Annotated in this window: 12 protein-coding genes and 5 pseudogenes; 9 read left to right on the top strand and 8 right to left on the bottom strand. The window is 67.3% G+C overall.

Annotated elements, in window-relative coordinates:
* Window positions 1-213: 213 nt before the first annotated feature.
* A complete protein-coding gene (locus tag FB157_RS44840) occupies window positions 214-1,665 on the bottom strand; it encodes a WGR domain-containing protein (protein ID WP_145887312.1) in 1,452 nt (483 codons plus the stop codon).
* A 238-nt stretch (window positions 1,666-1,903) separates the two neighbouring features.
* Here FB157_RS44840 and FB157_RS49205 point away from each other — a divergent pair, with 238 nt between their 5' ends.
* A complete protein-coding gene (locus tag FB157_RS49205; protein WP_261386983.1) occupies window positions 1,904-2,029 on the top strand; it encodes a hypothetical protein in 126 nt (41 codons plus the stop codon).
* 336 nt (window positions 2,030-2,365) lie between these two features.
* Window positions 2,366-2,714 (top strand): annotated as a pseudogene (locus tag FB157_RS44835) (IS5/IS1182 family transposase); the annotation flags it as partial.
* A 292-nt stretch (window positions 2,715-3,006) separates the two neighbouring features.
* On the opposite strand, the pseudogene FB157_RS44830 reads toward FB157_RS44835, so the two are convergent.
* The 3 genes and pseudogenes from FB157_RS44830 to FB157_RS44820 all read right to left on the bottom strand — a co-directional run bounded on the left by FB157_RS44830 (window position 3,007) and on the right by FB157_RS44820 (window position 4,913).
* Window positions 3,007-3,556: pseudogene (locus tag FB157_RS44830) on the bottom strand (transposase).
* Complete coding sequence (locus tag FB157_RS44825) at window positions 3,553-4,092, bottom strand: winged helix-turn-helix domain-containing protein (protein WP_145887264.1); 540 nt, start codon at window positions 4,090-4,092, stop codon at window positions 3,553-3,555. Before FB157_RS44825 ends, FB157_RS44830 begins: the two are co-directional and overlap by 4 nt.
* Before the next feature lie 194 nt (window positions 4,093-4,286).
* On the bottom strand, window positions 4,287-4,913 hold the full coding sequence (locus FB157_RS44820) for a hypothetical protein (RefSeq protein ID WP_261386982.1): 627 nt from the start codon (window positions 4,911-4,913) through the stop codon (window positions 4,287-4,289).
* Window positions 4,914-5,172: 259 nt separating this feature from the next.
* On the opposite strand from FB157_RS44820, the gene FB157_RS44815 reads away from it, so the two are divergent.
* The 4 genes and pseudogenes from FB157_RS44815 to FB157_RS47825 all read left to right on the top strand — a co-directional run.
* Window positions 5,173-5,589 carry a nuclear transport factor 2 family protein gene (locus FB157_RS44815; protein ID WP_145887260.1) on the top strand — a complete coding sequence of 139 codons (417 nt, stop codon included), beginning with the start codon at window positions 5,173-5,175 and terminating at the stop codon, window positions 5,587-5,589.
* A gap of 38 nt (window positions 5,590-5,627) precedes the next feature.
* A pseudogene (locus FB157_RS44810) lies at window positions 5,628-6,505 on the top strand (IS5 family transposase).
* 329 nt (window positions 6,506-6,834) lie between these two features.
* Entirely contained in the window at window positions 6,835-7,122 is a 288-nt protein-coding gene (locus FB157_RS44805) for a WhiB family transcriptional regulator (protein ID WP_145887258.1), read from the top strand.
* Between the two features lie 126 nt (window positions 7,123-7,248).
* Window positions 7,249-7,903: pseudogene (locus FB157_RS47825) on the top strand (transposase); the annotation flags it as partial.
* A gap of 4 nt (window positions 7,904-7,907) precedes the next feature.
* Here the strand turns inward: FB157_RS47825 and FB157_RS44795 are convergent.
* Window positions 7,908-9,071: a pentapeptide repeat-containing protein gene (locus FB157_RS44795; RefSeq protein WP_145887256.1), complete on the bottom strand. Its 1,164-nt coding sequence runs from the start codon at window positions 9,069-9,071 to the stop codon at window positions 7,908-7,910.
* Window positions 9,072-9,595: 524 nt separating this feature from the next.
* On the opposite strand from FB157_RS44795, the gene FB157_RS44790 reads away from it, so the two are divergent.
* Window positions 9,596-9,799 carry a cold-shock protein gene (locus FB157_RS44790; RefSeq protein ID WP_145887254.1) on the top strand — a complete coding sequence of 68 codons (204 nt, stop codon included), beginning with the start codon at window positions 9,596-9,598 and terminating at the stop codon, window positions 9,797-9,799.
* Window positions 9,800-10,435: 636 nt separating this feature from the next.
* Here the strand turns inward: FB157_RS44790 and FB157_RS44785 are convergent.
* Window positions 10,436-10,576, bottom strand: a pseudogene (locus tag FB157_RS44785) (lamin tail domain-containing protein); the annotation flags it as partial.
* Window positions 10,577-10,818: 242 nt separating this feature from the next.
* Here FB157_RS44785 and FB157_RS44780 point away from each other — a divergent pair.
* Together FB157_RS44780 and FB157_RS44775 are read left to right on the top strand one after the other, a co-directional pair.
* Window positions 10,819-11,148, top strand: coding sequence for a maleylpyruvate isomerase N-terminal domain-containing protein (locus FB157_RS44780; RefSeq protein WP_261386981.1), 330 nt, complete (start codon window positions 10,819-10,821; stop codon window positions 11,146-11,148).
* A gap of 387 nt (window positions 11,149-11,535) precedes the next feature.
* Window positions 11,536-12,027: a hypothetical protein gene (locus FB157_RS44775; protein WP_145887252.1), complete on the top strand. Its 492-nt coding sequence runs from the start codon at window positions 11,536-11,538 to the stop codon at window positions 12,025-12,027.
* A gap of 172 nt (window positions 12,028-12,199) precedes the next feature.
* Here FB157_RS44775 and istB read toward each other — a convergent pair whose 3' ends face one another.
* Entirely contained in the window at window positions 12,200-12,988 is a 789-nt protein-coding gene (gene istB, locus FB157_RS44770; RefSeq protein WP_145887250.1) for an IS21-like element helper ATPase IstB, read from the bottom strand.
* The gene (locus FB157_RS44765) at window positions 12,985-13,974 is read right to left on the bottom strand and encodes a transposase (RefSeq protein WP_186581967.1); all 990 of its coding nucleotides are present in this window, start codon (window positions 13,972-13,974) and stop codon (window positions 12,985-12,987) included. The genes istB and FB157_RS44765 overlap by 4 nt, the downstream gene beginning before the upstream one ends.
* Window positions 13,975-14,080: the final 106 nt, after the last annotated feature.

The raw sequence follows: 14,080 nt of genomic DNA, 5'->3' as shown, positions 1-14,080 counted from the left end.
TCGGGGACGTCGGTGAGGCCGCCGAGCTGCTCGGCGACCGCGGTTGGGGTACAACCGGCAGGCGCTTGCCCAGGACTGCGCGAGACCCGCGACCGCGACCAGGGCGGCAGATTTCTGCGCAGCCAACATCTGCGTTGCTGAACAGCGGGCCCGCCCCAATGTCTCGAAAGCTCGTTCTTGTGGAAGGTTGCGGTCAGGCGGTGCCCGTCCCGGTCACAGCAGTCGCTGGATGTCTCCGCGGACCCGGTAGAAGCCGCCGGCCGCCGCGTGGAGGGCGTCAACGACGTAGCGTGCCCCGGGCTCTCGTATCGTGCGGGGGAACTGGACGTTCCAGGTCGGGTTGTAGCCCTCGGACACTACGTGCACGCGCAAGCGGCCCCCGTCTTGGACGCATTCGACGATGATGGTCCCGGCCGGGGCTTGGGTGATGGTGGTGACCGCGCCTGCGGCCGTAGCCGGCGCATAAGCCGGCAGGGCGGCGGCGAGCTTGACGTCCCGCGCCACCGGCACCGTGCCCTGCTGCGCGGCGGAGATGGCTGCCTCGCTCGCGTCCACGCACACCAGCGAGCCGTCCGTGGTCACCAGGTACAACCGCTCGTCGCGGTACTGCATCGACAGCGCCGAGCCGCCGCCCGTGCCGAGCTTCCACAGGCGTGTGCCGTCCAGGTCGAAACAGTAGACGGACGATGCCGCATCACCGGCGAAGACGAACCGTCCGCCGGGCGAGGTGGCACACGAATACACCGCGCTGTCGCAGGTGTAGGTGGCCTCGATCGCACCGGTCGCCTTCGACAGCCGCTGGACCACGCGGTGCGTGGTTCCCGCGTACACGGCCTTCTCCTCCTGCCAGCCGAACAAGACGCCGCCCCGGGTGGGCGTGTGCCACAACTCGCTGTTGCCGTCGGGCGCGTACGCGGTCACACCGCGATAGTGACCGTGGTAGACGGCTCGGTCGTCGACACGGATCATCCAAGCGTGCTCGCCCTGACTCCGGCGGGCCCACTGGTGCTCGTCCTCGTGGTCGATGACGGTGAGCCGGCCATCCCGGTCCGAGACGTTGAGAATGCCCTCGTGAATGTCCAGCCAGAAGATGTCGACGTCCGCCGCAATGTCGTACGCAGCGAACGGCAGCTTCGAGGACAAGTCATACACCTTGCCGTCGTCGCAGCCCGCATAGATCCAGAAATCGTCGGCGACCAGACACTTCACACCGTCCGGCAGGCTGAAACGGGCGAGCACACCACCATCGTGGTCCAGGGTGTAAACATCACCCGCCTCGTTGCCGACCCAGCAGCGCTCGTCGTCCACATGGATACCGAACGCCGCCGAGCCTGTGCCGAACCGCCACAGCACAGGTGCCACGGCACGCGCGGTCGACGGAGCCGAGGTCACCTGACGCCTGGTCACCGAGCGCGGGGCACGCTGCCCGCGAACCGCCGGGGCGTATCCCTTGCGGACCTTTTCCCCGACCTTCTTCGCCGCGGCGGCCCGCGCTTTCTCCGGCGTGGCAAACGTCGTCACCTGCGTCTGCCCGGCGGCCCCGATCCGCCCGTACCGAACCGTCACCACCACGCCGTCCACAACGATCTCGTAGAACTTGTGCGCGCCGCCGCCTTCCTGCGACAGCTCCATATACGTCGTCGACACCGTGCACCCGGTAGACATGACAGACCCCTCCCCAGACAGACCCGCGGCCTCTGCGGCAGGTCCCACTGATCAAACCGTAGGGGGAGCCACTGACAAGCACTCCGAGCGGCATCTACCCCGCCGCCTGCAGCTGGTCGTCGGCTCCGGGCTCGGGACGCGCTCGCCCACCCCCTGCCCGACTCCACCCGTGCGCTCCCGCATCGCGGTGCGTAGCACTGGTGGGGAGTGGACGCCGTGGGGTGTGCAGCGGAGCCGGATGGGTTCGTTCGCGATCGGGTGGGGGAGTGCGGTGGAGCGTGCGCAGCTCATCGTGCCGCGCGTACTGGTGCGCGTCCGCGCTCTGCTGTCCTCGGTGACTGGTGCGGGGCTCGTGGTGGTCTGATGGCGAGGCGGTTGGTGGGTGGGGTGGGAGCGGCTGGTGGCTTTGTTTGTGTTGTCGGGGGTTGGCGATGCTGTGGTGGGTGGGGTGTCGGGGTTGGTGTGTCTGTGTCGGGTTGTGTTGTTACGGGGTGCGAACATTTTCGGGGGAACAGGTGTGGTCCTGGCGTCATCTGATGGGGTGGAGGAAACAGTCGATACGGTCGGTCACCCTGCGCGTGCAGAACGGCCGTGTCCTAACCGATCATGGGGGAGTTTTCACCGTACGACTTCTGACGGCCCGTCCGCCCCTGTGCGCAACACCGCCTTCCGCCGCGCCGGCCGCTGGCGGCTGTCGAACGGATGCCGCCCGCTCGGGTTTGTGATCACGCCCGGCCGGTGGGGGGCACCGCAGATGGTTCCCGTGTCGGAAGAGAGCCGGGTGCCACGGCAGACGGGTGGGTGACCGCGCACCCTGCCCGACCATGTCGGGGTGACAAAGCGTACTCGTCACCCCCGTAGCCGGGGGCATCTGCGAGGCGCCAGATCAAGCACACGATCCCCGAGCCGGGAGACCAGCGGGCCAACCGCCGGCGCCGCGGCAGCCGAGGCGGCCGCCCCCCACCGGGTTCACGACGGTCTACCGGCGCCGCAACGACGTCGAGCGGGCCATCAACCGGCTCAAGAACTTCCGAGCCACCGGAACGCGCCGGGGGAGAGTCCGGCCGGCCAGAGGTGCCCGCCTGCTGCCGCGAGCCCGCGGCAGCAGACGCGGTGACGAACTTCGTTCCCGCGGCTGGCGAACTCCTGTCCCGCGTCTTCTGACTGGTGCCTCTAACGTAGAGCGCCACGGGGACGGTGGCCTCGTAGATGCTGTTCTGGTGAGTCACTGGCTCAAGCGCATCCCGGGGAGCGGACTCCCTGACCACCGGGTCAGGGTCGGTTAGTACTCCAGTCGTATATCTCGATCTTCATGTGGGACTGAGCGGCTGAGTTGGCCCGTTACTGACGTTGTCGCCGTGATGTCGTCAAGGTGAGGCCGGTTTCGGCGAGGCATCCGTTGATGAGGTTGCTGCGGTACTGGATCTGGCGGAGACCATGTCGGAGCGTGCTGATGAGTTGGTCGGGGTCGGTGAAGGCGGTGTTGGCCTGGCTGCTGCGTCGCAGCAGTGACCAGATGCCCTCGACGGGGTTGAGGTCGGGTGCGTAGGCCGGCAGGAAGTAGCAGGTGATCCAGTCGTGGGTGTCGATGAACTCCCGCAGTCGGCGGTCCTTGTGGACGTTGAGGTTGTGCCCACACGAGCACAATGGGTGCGCCGAGCTGTTGGTGTGCGGCGATGAGTAGGTCGCGGTAGTCGGTCCAGGTGAAACTGCGTCTGCCGCCCCGCTTGTGATCAACGTGCCGCTTGGGCCGGTAGATCAGCCGTGAGCGTTCACCCTGCTTGTAGCAGGCCAGAGCGGCGACGGAGAAGCGGCGCTGAGAGCGCCCTCGCACCCGGATGACGGGTGTGTGTCCGCGCCGGGCCCAGGTCCGCACGGTGGGCGGCGTCATCGAGAAGCCGGCTTCGTCTTCGAAGCACAGCCAGGCGTCGAGCGCCGCCACGGACCTTCCACCTGCGGCCAGGTCTCCTTCACCCAGCCCGCCACGGCCTCCTCGTCGCGCTCGACCGCTCGGCGGGCCGGGACCTGGTGGCTGAAGCCGTGCCGGTGCAGCATCCGGGCGATCGCCGACAGCGTCATGCTCTTGTGGAACCGGCGCCCGATCAGCGTCTTGATCCGCGCCAGCGTCCACGTCTGGTCCGGCCAGCCATGCGCGACCGGCCCCTTCGCCAGCTCCTGCTCGAGCACGGTGAACAGGGCCTCACTCAGCTTGGGCCGTGAGACGGGCCCGGCAGAGCGCAGCCCCTCGGCTCCGGCATCGTGCCAGGCTAGGCGCCAGCGCTGCACCGAGCGCACACTCACCCGTAAGTCCTTGGCGACCTCGGCGCTGGAGGCACCCGCAGCGAATCGCTCCGCGGCCTCCAGTCGGATCCACTCGCGAAACGCCTGCCGTTCCGGCGTCAGCCCACCACCCTGCGGATATCTCACACAACCGGCATACCGCGACGATCACATATCGTCAGCCCCCAACGACAAGACGCCGCAAAGGTCAGTAGCGGTTGTGTTGGCCCCGCCGAGCGTTCGGGCTGGCCCGGCGGTGGCTACTGGCGCCACGGTCCGCTCCACGAGCCGAGTCAGCCCCTGCGTGGCGGCGCTGGCGATGCGCGCGGGCAAGGGAGAAGTCAGCGGTGCAAGACTTCCTGCGCTGCTTGCCTGTGGCGGACGTCCCTGATCAGAACATGACCCGGGCCCGCAGGCTCCGAGCAGTCCGGACCATGCAGGTCGGGGTCCTCAAGATTCGAGGGGAGGACGAAGTGCGGCCCGACATATGCCGGGTCGAAGGCGAAGCTTACCCTGGTGCCGCTGCCTTCTGACGGATGAAACTCTCGGGGAGCGCTGAGAGGCCGGATGCCGGTGAGTACCTGGCGCAACCCGCGCCCTGCGCACCACATCTCGACGGTTACCCGCCTGGACAGCGCGGCAGCAGCTGCCAACAGCCACCACTCAGGCCCCAGTAGGGAGTCGAAGTAACCGAGGGCGGGAGCACCGGAGGCTTCCCAGACATGCGGCTGGTCCATGGACATCGTGAAGCTGCCGTCCCCGGTGATCTCGACGAGACCACGCAAGCTGTGCTCCCCGGCAACTCTTGTCGCGGGATGAAGTACGTGCCGCGCCACCGCGCACAGCACGTTAGCTGGCAGTTTCGGATTTCCAGGCCCCACCCCGAAGTACATGCCCGGCCGCTTACGCACGGCGGCATCGAACTCCAGCACCTTGATGTCAGCCGAGTCATACGAATGCTCCGTCACGACCACACGCTATCGACCAGGCAGGCTCACCTGAAGGTGTAAACGAAGGCGGAGGTTCTTCGGAAGATCCGCAGGTAGGAGAGGAGCTTGGGCTGCCTTTGGCGGGCCAGGCCGGACGTTTCGCCGGCCAACTCAACCGCTCAGAGGCCATCTAAGACGTGTTTGAGATGTTGGGGTGTGGTGCCGGTTGATGGGCGGAGCGCAAGGGGTGGGATGAGAGCATGGGCTGTCGATTTGGCCTGGTCTTGAGTGAGTGATCATGACTGCAGCTGAGCTTGTGTCGGCTTACCTGTCAGCGCTGGAGCGGTCGGATGCCGAGGCGGTGCTGGAGTTGTTCGCGCCTGGAGCGATGGTGCACTCTCCGCTGTACGGCCCTCGACCGGCCACGGAGTTCTATCCCGAGCTCTTCGCCGATACCAGCCGGGCGGGCCTGACTCTGCTGGGGGTGGCGGAGGGCCGGACCCAGCAGGGGGCCGCACTGATCTCGTTCTGGTTCCACTTTGACTGGCGCCTGCCGTCCGGAGCTGCCGCGCCGTTTGACGTGGTGGACCTGGCTGAGCTCGCCGAGGACGGCCGTATTGCCACGCTGCGCATCGTGTACGACACCGTTGACGTGCGTCCGGCGTTCGAACGCGAGACCGGCAGGTCGTGGCGGCCCACCACAGATCAGAGCTGACGGGCTGCTGTCCACCCTGGCCGTGAAACGATCTTCAGATGTCTCGGGGCGATCTGACGGATACGCAGTGGGAGCGGCTGGAAGCCGTGTTGCCGCCGATACCGAAGATGGGCCGGCCGCCGCGGGATCGGCGGCAGGTCTTCGACGGGATCTGGTGGCGGGCGCGGACGGGCTCGCCGTGGCGGGATGTGCCCGAGCGGTACGGGCCCTGGGAGAGGGTGTATGCGGTGTTCCGGCGCTGGCAGATCGACGGCACCTGGCCCCGCATCTTGAAGAAGCTGCAGGTCAAGGCTGATGCCGACGGCATCATCTAGCGGGGGGTCTCGGTCGACTCCACCGTCTGTCGAGCGCACCAACACGCCGTCGGCGCCCGCAAAAAGGGGCTGACGATCCGGGCCGGGCGCGTCCGGACAACCTGGCAGCCGAGCCGGACGACCATGGTCTCGGCCGCTCCCGTGGTGGGCTGTCCACCAAGATTCACCTCGCGGTGGACGCTTCCTGCCACGTCCTTGCGGCTGTCATCACCGCGGGCCAGCGGGGCGACGCACCGGTTTTCGAGCGGGTCATGGAGAAGATCCGCGTCCCTCGGGCCGGCGTTGGACATCCGCGCACTCGCCCGAAGCACGTCCTTGCGGATCGCGCCTACTCCTCGCTCCAGATCCGCTCCTACCTGCGCAAACGCGGGGTCGCGCACACCATCCCGGAGAAGCGCGACCAGGCCGGCCACCGGATCCGTCGAGGGTCGGCCGGTGGCCGCCCGCCCGGATTCGACCGCGAGATGTACAAGCGCAGACACAAGGTCGAGTGCCGGATCGGTCTGTTGAAGCAGGCCAGAGGCGTCGCGACCAGGTACGACAAGCTTGCCGTCCGCTACGAGGCCACCGTCCCACTCACCCTCATACGGCAAGCACTGTGACCACATCTCAAACACGCCATAGGCGTATGGCCCTGCCATCCGGAGCATCCACCCACGCTCCCGCCGCCAGAAGGGAGCCGACACTCGCGGCATCCTGCTCGTCCGAACCGAAGTGCAGTGGTGTCCACTCCTGGCGGCTCTCACATCCCAGCCCCTGGTCCTCGTCCGACATGCCCCCCATCATCACGACAGCTTGACGAAGGACATAGGGAACCCCCTCCCGGGCCCGCCCAGGCGTTTGCTCCCCACCCGTGTTGAGCGGACCGAAGCTTATGAGCGTTGTTACTGGTGGGCGGCGTAGGGTCGTAGCGGGAAAATGAGGGGGAGTAATGACCAGCGTGCAATGGGTTGAGCTTGCGGCCTGCCGGAGCACCGACCCCGAAGAACTCTTCGCCCAGGGCGCTGAGCAGCACCGGGCGAAGACGGTGTGTGCTGGGTGTGCGGTGCGCACCGAGTGCCTGGCCGAAGCACTCGACCAGCGCATCGAGTTCGGCGTATGGGGTGGCATGACCGAGCGCGAGCGCCGGTCTTTGCTGCGCCGCCGACCGGACGTCGTATCCTGGCGGACGGTTCTGGAGGACGCGCGTCAGGCGTTCGAGCGGTCGGCTGCCGGTTGACTGCCCGGTGTGCACAATCGGCCCGTGTCCCGACGGGTGCCTACCTACGGCCGGCCGCGTGGCTTTCGCCGTCGCATGCTGGGGGCCTCCGCACGTGCGTCGGGCGGCAGACGAGCGGGCCGCACGGAGTCTCCCGACTCCGAGCGCGACGCCAAGCCCAACCGTATCGAGCAGGTGCTGGAACACTTCCCGGACCGGGTCTTCGCCTTCGACGAGTTCGGGCCGCTCGGGATCCGACCCACCGGCGGCTCCTGCTGGGCCGAACAGCGCGAGCGTAACCGCCTGCCGGCCACCTACCACCGCACCCACGGCGTCACCTACTTCCAAGGCTGCTACTCCGTCGGCGACAAACCGGCTGTGGGGCGCCAACAGCCGCCGCAAAGGCACCGCCAACAGCCTCGCCGCCTTGAAGTCCATCCGTGCCGCCCGACCCGACGGCGCTCCGATCTACATCATTCCGGACAACCTCTCCGCCCACACCAGCGCGGACATCCGCCGCTGGGCGAAGAAGAACAAGGTCGAACTGTGCTTCACCCCGACCTACGCTTCTTGGGCCAACCCGATCGAGGCGCACTTCGGCCCGCTGCGGCAGTTCACCCTGGCCAACTCCCACCACCGCAGCCATCCCGCGCAGACCCAGGCCCCGCACCACTACCTGCGCTGGCGCAACGCCGGCGTCCGTCACCCCGAGGTGCTCGCCGCCCAGCGCAGGGAACGCGCCCGCATCCGCAGCGAGAAGGGCATCCGCTGGGGCGAACGGCCCATCGACTGCGCTGCCTGATTGCTCAATTCGCCGACGCTGACGGACCATGCATGGGCTCCGATTGCAGCAGCGGGACTCGCCTCGTGAGCGCGGCAGCCGGAAGCAGATTGTCCGGTTCGATGCCAGGGTCCGCGGTGACAACGACGCCGGCTGTTTGAGCGTCGAAGCCGGTCGGCCAGATCGTAAGGTCGCTTGCCAACGCGCCTTCCAGCCTCGCCTCTCGCAGGTCTGCGTCGGTGAGGTCGCAGCCCCGGAGGTCGGCCAACCGCAGGTCCGCGCCAGCGAACACGGCTTCCTGGGCACAGGTCTTGCGCAAGTTCGCCTCCCGCAGGTCCGCACGGGAGAAGTCCGCCGACCTCAAGTCGGCTTTGACCAGGCGTGCGCCGCGCAGATCGGCTTGCAGACAGCGGACCCGGTGGAGAATGGAGGTGCCGAGTTCGGCATGCCGCAGGTTGGCGGCGATCAGTGATGCCTTGCTCAGGTTGACCTGGTAGACGCTCGCCGCTTCCATGCATGCGCCGTCGAAGTTGACTCCGTGCAGCCACAATCCGTCACAGTCGGCTCGGCGCAGATCGGTCAAGCTGACGTTGAGCCACTCCGGACGCCGTTCCTGGTACAGGACCCCGAGGCAGGTCAGCGCCGTCTGAGCGTCCGCGGCGCGGGTCTCCAGCGGGGGCACCGAGTTAATGGACACGTCCGCCGGAACTGCGGCTTCCTGCGGCGGCCAGGGAAGGTGTGTCCGCAGATACGCCGCCATGATGGAGACGACCGCCTCGCGGTCGCGGTCGGAATGGTCCGCAATTCGCCACAGTGCGTAGATGCCTCCGATCCGCACGTCCAGCTTGTCACTGCCGAGCTGATCCACGGCCCGGCTGAAGCGATCGGTGATGTTCCCCTCTCGGGTTGCGTTCAGCCCGTCCTGGCTGACGCGCAGCTGCCGCCACGTGGCATAGCCGCCGAACAGGACGGCCGCACCGCCAACCGTCTGCAGAAGCGTGGTGCGCACGTTGTTCACCGCGTTCAACCGGTCCGCTGCAGCGAGGTGGCCACCTGCGAGGTCGTGGTCGACTATCAGCCCCGGAAGAACCAGGAGCACGACGCCCAGTAACACGATCACGGCCAGTGCGGCCAGCGCCACAGCAACGGCACGAGTCAGGCGCCACCAGTCACGAAAAGATCCCCCCATAGCCAGAGGATCCTAGGACAAGGACGAACCCGGTGAACCTATGCGGTCACAGCACTGGACAGACCCGGCCCGGGCTCCTCGTCGATCATCCGGCGCTGAGGTCCACTCCTCGAGTGCTTCGCGGTCTCTCGGTTGTCCGCGGGGTTGGGCGGCGGTGTCGGGCTGCTGGGTCGCGCGCCCGTAGTCCGGGTGCGGCACAACACCACGCTGCCGGTGGTGACCAGGACAGGCAGCGGCCGCAGGAAGCGGGAGCAGGCGGTCGCGCTTTGAAGGGCCCCCGGTGCTGCTGCTCCCAAAGACGGCGGGCGCCGAGCGCCCCGTCGGCGCCCAACCGGCCTACTCCTGGCGGATCTTGCCGTTGCTCTCTGGTGAGAGCCGGTTTCGCCGTGTAGCGTCGCTGTCAGATGTCGTGGTTCGAACTGCTCGCCCGCGCTCCGGTGCGGGCACTTTGCTGTACAGAGTGGGACCACGGCATCACCCCGGGGCCGCGTGGTGCGGGTCCGATCTCGACTGGAAGGCTCAGCATGGCCAGCGGAACCGTCAAGTGGTTCAACGCCGAAAAGGGTTTCGGCTTCATCTCCCAGGACGGCGGCGGGCCGGACGTCTTCGCGCACTACTCCAACATCAAGGCCTCCGGCTTCCGTGAGCTTCAGGAGGGCCAGAGGGTGACCTTTGACGTCGGCCAGGGCCAGAAGGGGCCGCAGGCGGAGAACATCACCCCCGCCTGACCTCGTTCGGCTGCAGGTCCCGGAGCTCCTCCGGGACCTGATCCGTGTCCGCACCATCACCCTGGTGGGGGAACCGACGAAATGGGGCTCCCGAGGTGACGGAATGCGCCGGGCATGGTCAGCGAGCCGGGCGTCCGCCATGTGTTCGTCGGCGCTCGGTCGTGGTGTGTTCCCAGTCTGGGAACGCGGGGCCTGATCGGGGCGCGGTGTGTCCGTGATGGCCCGGCAGTCGGGGGCCCGGAGGGTGGTGTAGAGGCGGCTGCGCTGGCCGCCGACGCAGACGACGGCACTGCTTTCGCCCGTGCGCTGGAGCGGGTGGACGAGATCTCCGCGTTTATATATTTGTGAGTTCCGGCATCACTCGTCGTTCGAAGAGTGCTGGGATATCGGTGAGTAGTCATAGCACTTGAACCGGTGCGGGCTCGCAGTGATCGCGTGCAGGCGTGGTACGAACCGTGGCAAGATGCCAGTAAGTTGATCCGAAAGGGCGATGCCGCGTAGGCGTCCGAAGGGGCTGCGCGCGGCGCGTTGGCGGACCCGAGCAGGTATTCCGGTTCGCCGGATCCGCGGTGTGTCCGCGGCGACTCGCGCAGCGATCCGGAAGCTGGAAGACGAGCGTCTGTGGCGGCGGGTGGGTCAGCGGCGGATGCCGTGGTCGTGGTGGGGGCCCCAGGAGGCGTCGTCGGTGAAGCGGTCACGGTCGTAGCGCAGGGTCGCGGTGTCGTAGTCGTTGTTCCAGACGTAGTTGCGGCGGTCCTGGAACAGGTCGGTGCGGGTCGCACTGGCACACAACACGTGATCATTCCGGGGCCGTCGCCGTGCCTGGAGAGCAGATCGCAACCGTCACGCGTCTCGGATGACCAGCCGGCCCGACACGCTCTACGCCGCCGTTGAGGAAGCACGGTGGTCCCGTGGTGCCACGAGCCCCACCACTGAGTGGGCAGACTCCGGCGACATCGGAGTCTGCCCGCACACGTCGTCTCCGCCGTTGATCCGGAAGGAGTGGCACCCTGGCGCATATGTTGAACTACAACCTCGCCGTCCCCGATGTAGATGACGCCGGTGTCCTGTCCGCGCTGGTGGCTGAGGGCCACGAGCTCGACGTCCTGGTCAGGGCAGTGGACGACTGGTCCATACCGACAGCGGCACCGGGCTGGACGGTCGCCCACCAGATAGCCCACCTCGCGTGGGCGGACGCGAACGCACTGAGCGCTTTACGCACTCCGGACGCGTTCGGAGCCGAGCTCGGGCGGGCGGAAGCCGGAGGCAGCGGTTATGCAGACGAGGCCGCCGCCGCGGGAGCGGCCAAACCGCGGTCGGTACTTCTGGATGGCTGTGTCGGTTTGTGAGAGAGTCGTTTCGGTGTGACTTCGGGAGTCGTTTGGCGGCGAGCACCAAGATCAATGTCAGTGACTTTTAGTGTCACTCGAGTGCTGCAGCGCCGCCCGCTTGGTCATGATGAGAGCCGGAACATCCCGTCAAAGGCATCCGAGACCTGTCCACGGCCGTGCGGCGGATCACGGGCTTCGGCTCAGCGGCGCGATACATCCGCACCGCATGCCCACACGAATCCAACTGGTACTTCGTCGGGCGAACCTCAGGCCGCGATATCACCCGATTGACGCTGTGAGGCTCCTCGATACATCAATCTTTTCGTGATCAACTCTGACCCGATAAGCGGAAGTCACACGGCCGGAAGTGCCGTATTACCCTCGATCTGCTAGGAGTGTCTCGGCATGCGTAATTTCGGATTGCTCGGTCGGAGTTCCGTGGCAGCCTTGAGTGCGGTTGTGTTCTCCGCTCCGCTGGCTTCAGCTGCTGCCGCCTCATCCGTGGCTGACGGCCAACAGGGCGAGCAGGTGCTGTCACTGGTCGCGAAGACCACTCAGTTCACACCGACCGGCTCGGGCGATGCCCAGGGCAACGGTTTCACGCTCGCCAACGACCTCTACCGCGACGACCAGAGGGTCGGCTCCGGCGGCGGAGGCTGCACCATTGTCCGCCTCGAGACAGGAGCGAGCACCGGCACTCTGCAGTGCTCCATCACCTTCGCCCTCAGCGGCGGTGACATCACGGTCCAGGGCTTCGCTCCCTATGCCCCGCCGCCCCGCGACTTCGAGCTCTCGATCAACGGCGGCACGGGGAGCTACGCGGCAAGCCGCGGCTACGTGCACGGGCACACCGTGGACGACACGACCACCGAACTCACATTCCACATCGTGTCCTGAACGACGCGCTCCCCCGGAAGCCGTGACGCCGAGCCTGAACAGGCGGCGGGTGTGGGACGAGGTTGATGATGCGCAGGCGGCGTTCATTCTCGGCGCAGCCTCCAGGATGACGGGGCCGCAGGACTCGGCGGGTGCCGCGATCTAAACGCGGCCCCTCCCGTGTGGCGCTCGGTCAGCTGGCCTGGGCTTGTTCGGCTTGGGCCTTTGTGTGAGCGAGGCGGTAGGACTCGGTGCCGGTCTGGATGATGGCGCCGTTGAAGGTCAGCCGATCGACGATGGCCGCGCAGAGCCGGGGGGCGGTGAACGTCTTCGTCCAGCCGCTGAAACTTTCGTTCGAAGCGATCGCGACACTGTTCTTCTCCTCGCGCTCGGTCAGAACCTGAAACAGCAGCTCAGCGACCCTGCGGTCCAGCTCCATGTAGCCGAGTTCGTCAATGCACAAAAGATCGACACGACCGTAGCGGGCGATCGTCTTGGACAGCTGCTTCTCGTCTGCGGCTTCGACCAGCTCGTTGACGAGTTTGGTGGCCAGCACGTAGCGGACGCGGAAGCCGTGCATCGCGGCCTCGGTGCCCAGCGCGATCAGCAGGTGTGACTTCCCGGTGCCGGAGTCGCCGATCAGGCTGAGCGGCTCACCCTTCTTGACCCACTCGCAGGTCGCGAGGGTGTTGATGGTGGCCGGGTCGATGTTGGGGTTGGCCTCGAAGTCGAACGCCCGCAGACTTTTGTCCCGCGGGAACGAGGCCGCCTTGATCCTGCGTTCGGAGCGTCGGCGGGCCCGGTCGTCGCACTCGGCCAGCAGCAGTTCGGCGAGGAAGGCCCGATACGACATCTGATCGCGGGCGGCGCCCTCGGCCAGATCGGTGAACTGCTGCCGGATGGAGGGCAGCCTGAGCATGCGGCATGCCTGGTCGATCGAGGCGGTGGCGGCTTCTTCGGTCAGTCCGCGCTTGCGAGTCATGATCCCTCTCTCTCGCCGGCCGTGCGGCCGTGCCGTTGCAGGAGCTGGTCGTAGTGGGCCACCGACGGCAGCGGCCGGGTGTCGGGAGGGAGGTGGGACAGCTTCCAGTCGGACAGGAACGTGACGGTGCCACCCGTCTCTTCCTGCGACTGGACGGAACGGCCTGTGGTGGGCTTTGCGGGCTCGGTGAAGGTCTCGCCTTCGGCGACCTTGCGGGCCTCGAGCGCGACGGCGTCCGCGGTCAGGGCGCCGGCCCGGTGGGCCGCGGCGAGTCCGGCGACGACGTGTTCGTGTTCCACGTGACGGCTCAGCAGCAGCACCTCGATCAGCGCTCTGGTGCCGGCTGCTTCGCCGTGGGCGGCGCGGGCCGCGGTCCACCAGGCTTCGTGGACGGGGGTGAACTTCCCTGCGGCTTTGGCCTGTTCGAGGGCGGTCGCTCCGAGAAAGGCGCCCGGCTTGCGCAGGAGAGCCTCCAGGCAGTGGTCCAGGACCAGGCGGGACTCACCCCGGCCGCTGAGCCGTTCGTGATGGGCGACCACGGTGCGGCCGTCATAGACGACCAGGTCGTTGGTGTGCAGCAGAACCCGCAGCCAGCGGCCGATGAAGCGGACCGGGACCGAGTAGGAGTTGCAGCGGACGGTGACCTGGCCGAATCGGTTGACCCGCGGGGTGAACCACCGGCCGGTCTCGAACACCTCCCTCGGCAGCGGCCTCAGCAGCGGCTGTTCCTGGGCGAAGTACTCGCCGATGGTGCGGGTCTTCGACCGCAGGCGCCGGCCCTCGTCGTCCAGGTCCCATTGGTCGACCATGGCGTTCAGCTCGGTCAGCGAGGCGGTCTCGGGGACGGGGACGAAGTGGTTGCGGCGGTAGTAGCCGATCTGTCCCTCGACGCCGCCCTTCTCGTGGGCGCCTTCGATGCCGGGACGGCAGTAGAAGGCATCGATGCCCCAGTGCGAGCGGAAGGCAGTCCAGCGGTCGTTCTCCACCCGGGCCCGGTCTAGGTGTATTGACCCGCAGCGTTGTTCACTCGGCTGATCGGGGGCTGGCCTCCGAGTGCGGTGTGGCAGCGGTGGTGGTTGTAGGTGTGGAGAA

This window comes from Streptomyces sp. BK340 (assembly GCF_007827595.1).
Classification (GTDB): domain Bacteria; phylum Actinomycetota; class Actinomycetes; order Streptomycetales; family Streptomycetaceae; genus Streptomyces.
The sequence above is the reverse complement of the archived record's forward strand: the minus strand, read 5'-3'. Positions and strand labels throughout refer to the sequence as shown.